Origin of the sequence: Immundisolibacter sp., assembly GCF_041601295.1 — a bacterium.
GTDB lineage: Bacteria > Pseudomonadota > Gammaproteobacteria > Immundisolibacterales > Immundisolibacteraceae > Immundisolibacter.
In genome coordinates, this window is sequence record NZ_JBFIII010000127.1 from 1 (window position 1) to 6,635 (window position 6,635).

6 protein-coding genes and 2 pseudogenes are annotated in these 6,635 nt (G+C 65.1%); 6 read left to right on the plus strand and 2 right to left on the minus strand.

Translation table 11 applies throughout. The features are described from left to right. Positions 1 to 90: 90 nt before the first annotated feature. Positions 91 to 891, minus strand: coding sequence for an enoyl-CoA hydratase (locus ABZF37_RS13040; protein ID WP_372720618.1), 801 nt, complete (start codon positions 889 to 891; stop codon positions 91 to 93). Positions 892 to 976: 85 nt separating this feature from the next. Between ABZF37_RS13040 and ABZF37_RS13045 the strand changes: the two genes are divergently transcribed. The 6 genes and pseudogenes from ABZF37_RS13045 to ABZF37_RS13070 all read left to right on the plus strand — a co-directional run bounded on the left by ABZF37_RS13045 (position 977) and on the right by ABZF37_RS13070 (position 6,043). Then, on the plus strand, positions 977 to 1,897 hold the full coding sequence (locus ABZF37_RS13045; protein ID WP_372720620.1) for a hydrogen peroxide-inducible genes activator: 921 nt from the start codon (positions 977 to 979) through the stop codon (positions 1,895 to 1,897). Between the two features lie 158 nt (positions 1,898 to 2,055). Then, entirely contained in the window at positions 2,056 to 2,478 is a 423-nt protein-coding gene (locus ABZF37_RS13050) for a rubrerythrin family protein (protein ID WP_372720622.1), read from the plus strand. Positions 2,479 to 2,619: 141 nt separating this feature from the next. Continuing rightward, on the plus strand, positions 2,620 to 3,972 hold the full coding sequence (locus ABZF37_RS13055) for a heterodisulfide reductase-related iron-sulfur binding cluster (protein WP_372720625.1): 1,353 nt from the start codon (positions 2,620 to 2,622) through the stop codon (positions 3,970 to 3,972). A gap of 3 nt (positions 3,973 to 3,975) precedes the next feature. Further along, positions 3,976 to 4,563, plus strand: a complete 588-nt coding sequence (locus ABZF37_RS13060; protein ID WP_372720627.1) for a DUF3501 family protein — start codon at positions 3,976 to 3,978, stop codon at positions 4,561 to 4,563. Positions 4,564 to 4,601: 38 nt separating this feature from the next. Continuing rightward, a pseudogene (locus ABZF37_RS13065) lies at positions 4,602 to 5,158 on the plus strand (LemA family protein). Positions 5,159 to 5,182: 24 nt separating this feature from the next. Beyond that, positions 5,183 to 6,043, plus strand: coding sequence for a YgcG family protein (locus ABZF37_RS13070; protein WP_372720629.1), 861 nt, complete (start codon positions 5,183 to 5,185; stop codon positions 6,041 to 6,043). Between the two features lie 195 nt (positions 6,044 to 6,238). Here the strand turns inward: ABZF37_RS13070 and ABZF37_RS13075 are convergent. Then, a pseudogene (locus ABZF37_RS13075) lies at positions 6,239 to 6,635 on the minus strand (IS5 family transposase); the annotation flags it as partial.

Sequence of the window (6,635 nt, forward strand, 5' to 3'; positions counted from 1 at the left end):
ATCAGCGGTTCCCGGGCGGATGGAATCCGCTCGCGTCGGGCGACGGCAAGGAACGGGCCGAGTGGACGGCTACGTGCCGCCCCCGCCCGATCAGGCCGCAGGCCAGTTGGGGGGCCGTTTGTCGATAAAGGCGTCAATGCCTTCCACGGCCTCATCCATGAGCAGGTTCTTCGCCATCACGGCGCTGGTCTGGGTATAGGCCTGCGCTTCGCCAAGACCCATCTGCGCCTGCACCGCAGCCTTGCCAAGCGCCAGCACCGCAGGCGGACGGCTCGCGATCCGCGCCGCCAAATCCAACGCCGCGGCGTCCAGTTCGCCGGTCGGCACCACGCGGTTGATCAGGCCCATGCGCAGCGCCGTGGCGGCATCGATCAGCTCGCCGGTCAGCAGCATTTCCATGGCGTGCTTGTAGCCCACGTTGCGGGTCAGGGCCACTGCCGGGGTACTGCAGAAAAGCCCGATGTTGACGCCAGGGGTGGCAAAACGGGCATGGTCGCTGGCAATGGCCATGTCGCAGCTGGCCACCAGCTGGCAGCCGGCGGCGGTAGCGACGCCATGCACCTTGGCGATGACCGGGCGCGGGAAACGGCGCAGCGCCAGCATGACCTCGCCGCAAAGACCAAACAGCTGCATCGCCGCCGCTTCATCGTTCAGCGAACGCAGCTCCCGCAGGTCGTGACCAGCGCAAAACGCCGGCCCGGCACCGGCCAGCAACAGCACCCGCACGCCATTGTCGGTGGCAAGTTGCGCCAGGGTGGATTTGAGCGCCGCCAGCAGTTCCTGGGACAGGGCGTTGCGCTGCGCCGGGCGGTTCAGGGTAAGGCTGACCACGCCAGCCTGGTCACGGTCGGCCAGCAGGACGGGACCGATGGCGGTATCCGGGCTATTCATGACGGCGGGCCTCGCGACGAACGCACCAGTGAGTGACGCAGCGCAGTACTTTACCATCGGCCTCCCGCCCGCAATGGAGAGCGCCATGACCCTGAACGAGCTGCGTTACCTGGTCGCGGTCGACCGGGAGCGGCATTTTGGCCGCGCCGCGGCGCGCTGTTTCATAAGCCAGCCGACGCTGTCAGTTGCCATCAAGAAACTGGAAGCAGAACTCGGCGTGCAGCTGTTCGAGCGCCTGCCCGGACAAGTCAGGCCGACGCCGATCGGCGAGCAGATTGTCGACCAGGCGCGGCGCGTGCTGGCCGACGCCGAGGCTATTCGCGCGCTGGCCGCCAATGCCCAGGACCCGCTGGCCGGGCCGTTTCGGCTGGGGGTCATTTTCTCGATTGGGCCCTATCTGCTGCCGCGACTGATTCCATTGCTCGCCCGCCTGGCGCCGCGCATGCCGTTGATCATCGAGGAGAATTACACCGACGAGCTGGGCGCCCGCCTGCAGCGCGGTGAAGTCGACGCCGCGGTGCTGTCGCTGCCGTATCGGGCCAGCGAAGTGCAGGTCATCCCCTGCTACCGGGAGGAGTTCGTGGTCGCGATGCCGCCGGGCCACCCATGGACGGCGCAGGTCGACATCGGCCCGGCGCAGCTTGCCGACGAAAACGTGCTGCTGCTCGGCCCGCGGCACTGTTTTCGCGACCAGGTGCTGGCGCTGTGCCCGCGGCTTGGGCACAAGGGCGGCCAGCGCCTGGAAGGCAGCTCGCTCGAAACCATCCGCTACATGGTGGCCAGTGGCGCCGGTATCAGCGTGCTGCCGGTGGGCGCCCTGGGCGAGTCACCGCGCGAGCGGGCGCTGCTGGCGGTACGGCCGTTTCGCGGCACAGCGCCCTACCGTCAGGTGGCACTCGCCCACCGCAGCGAGTTCTACCGGCCGCAGGCGCTACAGCTGCTGGCGCACGCTATCGTCGACTGCGCGCCCGGCGGCGCCACCGGCCTGGCATCGACTTTAGGCTAGAATCAGGACGGGCTGGTTATCGATAGACATTGCCTATCGGCGGCATTGGAAAAATCAACTTCCATCCCCTACCCCGCCTCGTTACCATCCCCGTCGTGAGGGAGTCGCCTGCGTGGCGTCGACCGATCGGTTTTTTTCAACAGCAAGAGGTCACTAACATGGCTAATCTGAAAGGCAGCAAGACCGAGGGCAACCTCAAAGCGGCATTCGCCGGTGAATCGCAGGCCAACCGTCGTTACCTGTACTTCGCCAACAAGGCCGACGTCGAGGGCTACAACGATGTGTCCGCCGTGTTCCGCTCCACCGCCGAAGGTGAGACCGGCCACGCCCATGGTCACCTGGAGTATCTGGAAGCCGTCGGCGACCCCGCCACCGGCCTGCCGATCGGCCCGACCGCCGAGAACCTGAAGGCGGCCATCGCCGGCGAAACCCACGAGTACACCGATATGTACCCAGGCATGGCCAAGGGCGCGCGCGAGGAAGGTTTCTCGGAAATCGCCGACTGGTTCGAGACCCTGGCCAAGGCGGAGCGTTCGCACGCCAACCGTTTCCAGAAGGCTCTGGACACTCTGGGCAGCTGAGCCCGTGCGGTGCGCGGGGGCCGCTTGCGGTCCCCGCCCCGTTTCTTGATTTTCGTGGGGCGCAAGGCCTCGCGTTTGAACTGCCACGCTACGGGCAGGTCAATTGTCTTATCTGAACCCGTTTCCGCAGGAGCAGCAGCCATGGCCGAACCCCGCACGCCGGTCCGTGAAGGGAATCTGGAAGCCCCGACCCGCCATGCCATCGACTGGCAAACAGCCGACTACTACGACGAGTCGTCCGTATCCAAGGAACTCGAACGGGTGTTCGATATCTGTCACGGCTGCCGCCGCTGCGTCAGCCTGTGCAACGCCTTCCCGACCCTGTTCGACCTGGTGGACGAGTCGTCCACCATGGAAGTCGACGGCGTGGATAAGGCCGACTACGCAAAAGTCGTGGACCAGTGCTACCTGTGCGACCTGTGCTACATGACCAAATGCCCCTACGTACCGCCGCACGAATGGAACGTGGACTTTCCGCACCTGATGCTGCGCGCCAAGGCGGTCAAGTTCAAAACCAAGGGCGCGTCGTTCCGCGACCGCTTCCTGACCTCCACCGACCTGACCGGCAAGCTGGCTGGCATACCGGTGGTGACCGAGAGCGTGAACGCGGTCAACCGCCTCAAACCGGCGCGGCGGGTGATGGAAAAAGTCATCGGCATCCACGCCGATGCGGTATTGCCACCGTTTGCCAGCAACCCCCTGAAGCGGCGCTTCAAGCACCAGGCCACCACCAACGCACCCCTGACCCCGCAGCCGGGGGCAAGCACCACCGGCAAAGTACTGCTGTTTGGCACCTGCTACGGTCATAACCAGATGCCGGAACTGGGCGACGATCTGGCGGCCATCTACCGCCACAACGGCCTGCCGGTGACCCTGGCCGACGACAGTCGCTGCTGCGGCATGCCCAAGATGGAGCTCGGCGATCTGGATTCGGTCAATACGCTCAAACAGCACAACCTGCCGCGCCTGGCTGCCTACGTTGACGAGGGTTACGACATCGTGGCGCCGGTGCCATCGTGCGTGCTCATGTTCAAGCAGGAACTGCGTCTCATGTTCCCCGAGGACGCCGACGTCCAGAAAGTCGCGGCGCGCATTTTCGACCCGTTCGAGTACCTCATCGCCCGCCACAGGGACGGCCTGCTCAACACCGACTTCAAGCAGTCGCTGGGCAAGATCGCCTACCACCCGCCCTGCCACCTGCGGGTGCAGAACATCGGCCTGAAAACGCGCGACGTGTTGCAACTCATCCCGGAAACGGAGGTGGTCGCCATCGAGCGCTGCGCCGGCCACAACGGCACCTACGGCGTGAAGGTCGAGACCCACCCGATGTCGATGAAAATCGGTGGCCCGGTGTTCAACCGCGTACGGGAACTTGAGCCCGCACACTACGCCAGCGACTGCCCGATTGCCTGCAAGCACATCGAAAACGGGGTCGGCAATGGCCAGGCCTCGGAACACCCGCTGCAGCTGCTGCGCCTCGCTTACGGAATCTGAGCCATGCAAAAACTCACCCGCGCCGACTTGTGGTCACTGGAGCAATACGCCGAACAACGACCGGCGTTTCGCGTCCGCGTGCTCGAACACAAGAAGAACCGCCACGTTCAGCTGGGGCCACACGCCATCCTGCACTTTGAAGACCGCCTCACGGTCCAGTACCAGATTCAGGAAATGCTGCGCATCGAGCGCATCTTCGAGCCGCGCGCCATCGTCGAGGAACTCGAAGCCTACAACCCGCTTATCCCTGACGGCAGCAACCTCAAGGCGACCTTCCTGATCGAATATGAGGACCAGACCGAGCGGCAGCAGGCGCTGGCCGGCTTGATTGGTGTGGAGGATCGCGTCTGGCTGCGGGTGGCCGGCCAGGAACCGGTCTTTGCCATTGCCGACGAAGACATGGAGCGCGAGAACGAACAAAAAACCTCGGCCGTGCATTTTCTGCGCTTCGAGTTCACGCCAGCGATGATCGGCGCGCTCACGGCGGGGGCGCAGCTCGCCGCGGGGATCGACCACCCAAACATGCTCGTCCAGCTCGACCCGTTACCGGCCGCGACGCGCGAGGCACTGCTGGCGGATATGGCCGACTGAGAGCCCTGACATTCAAATCGATCACGAGGACACGTTCAATGCGTCAGCCCCTGTTGGCCCTGATCGCAGTCCTGACCCTGGGTCTTGGCGGCTGCGGTTATAACAAGTTCCAGACCGGTGACGAACAAACCAAAGCCGCCTGGTGGAGGTGCTGAACCAATACCAGCGCCGGGCCGATCTGGTGCCGAACCTGGTCAACACGGTCAAGGGTTTCGCGGCGCAGGAGAAAGACGTTCTGGCGCAGGTCACCAAGGCCCGCGCGTCGGTCGGCTCGCTCCAGGCCGCGCAAGGCGACCTCGGCGGCGCCCTGTCGCGCCTGCTGGTGGTGTCGGAGAGGTACCCGCAGCTGAAATCGGACGCCAATTTCCGCGACCTGCAGGCGCAACTGGAAGGCACCGAGAACCGCATTACCGTGGCCCGCAACCGCTGTATCAAAGCCGTCCAGGAGTACAACGTCACGGTGCGCTCATTCCCATCCAACGTGACGGCGATGCTGTTCAGATACCGCGTCAAACCCAACTTCACGGTCCAGAACGAGCAGCAGATTTCCACCCCACCCGTGGTCGATTTCAGCCCGTCGCCTGCCAAACCCTGACCGGCCGCGGCGCAGATACCTCCCGTGCGAGCGCTGTCGCTGCCTGGAATCCTGATTCTGGCCGGGGCGCTGTGCAGTGCCTGGACGGCACGCGCCGAGGTGGCCATCCCGCCGCTGAGCGCACGCGTCACCGACCAGACGACAACCCTGAGTCCCAGGCAACACGCCGCGCTGGAACAAACGCTGCGTGCCTTCGAGGCCCGCAAGGGCGCCCAGATTGCCATCCTGCTGGTGCCCACCTCGGCGCCGGAAACCATCGAGCAGTATTCCCTGCGCGTTGCGGAGCAGTGGAAACTGGGGCGTGGCAAGGTCGATGACGGGGTGCTGCTCATCATCGCCAAAGCCGACCGCACGCTGCGTATCGAAGTCGGTTACGGCCTTGAAGGCGCGCTGAACGACGCCACCAGCAAACGCATCATCAGCGAAATCATCACGCCCTATTTCAGAGACGGTGACTTCTACGGTGGCATCAGCGCCGGCGTAGACCGAATCATTCGCGTCATAGAGGGCGAAGCCCTGCCGCCCCCGGACATCGGAACGGCGCATGCAAGCGCCGCGCTTTCGCGCCACCTCCCATTGATCGTGATTCTCGTGCTCATAACGGGCGGCCTGCTGCGCGCTGTGCTCGGCCGACTGCCGGGCGCCATGGTGGGGGGCGCCATCATTGCCGCCGTGGTCTGGCTGTTGATCGGCGCCGTTCTGATTGCCCTGATCGCAGGGGTTTTCGCCTTTGTGTTTACCCTGCTCGGCAGCAATAGCGGACGCCGTGGCATCGGCGGTTATCCGGGCGGTCTGGGCGGACGAGGCGGTAGCGGCTTTGGCGGAGGTGGTTTCGGCGGTAGTGGTGGCGGTTTTGGTGGTGGAGGAGCATCCGGGCGGTGGTAGGCGTGGACCTTAAACGCATCGTCAGGCATCTGCGTACGACACACTGGCAGCTCGACCGGGCCTTTACGCGAGCGACACTGACTGCGATCGAGCATGCAATAACGGCCGGCGAAAAACTACACACAAGTGAGATTCGTTTTGTGGTCGAGGCGGCCCTGGACGCCGGACCGTTATTCAAGGGCCTATCGGCACGCGGGCGCGGCGCACCCCCGGGCGCAGGGCCACGTGCCAGGTGACCGGTGTGTCCTGATTCTCCGCACGTTTGGCGACGCCCTGGTAGCCGGCATCGCCCAGCACGGCGGTTTCCCGCCCATGCAGCAGGGCGTGCGCCTGGGTCACGTCGGCCACGTGGGCGACCGTGCCGACCACCGTGTGCACCAGCCCCGAGTCCAGGTCGACCCCGACGTGCGCCTTCATGCCAAAGTGCCATTGGTTGCCTTTCTTCGCCTGATGCATGGCCGGGTCGCGCGCCCGGTCCCGGTTCTTGGTCGACGGCGGCGCCGCGATCAGCGTGGCGTCGATGAGCGTGCCCTCGCGCAGCAGCAGGCCCTGCTGGGCCAGGTGCGCGTTGATGGTCTGAAAGATCACCCCG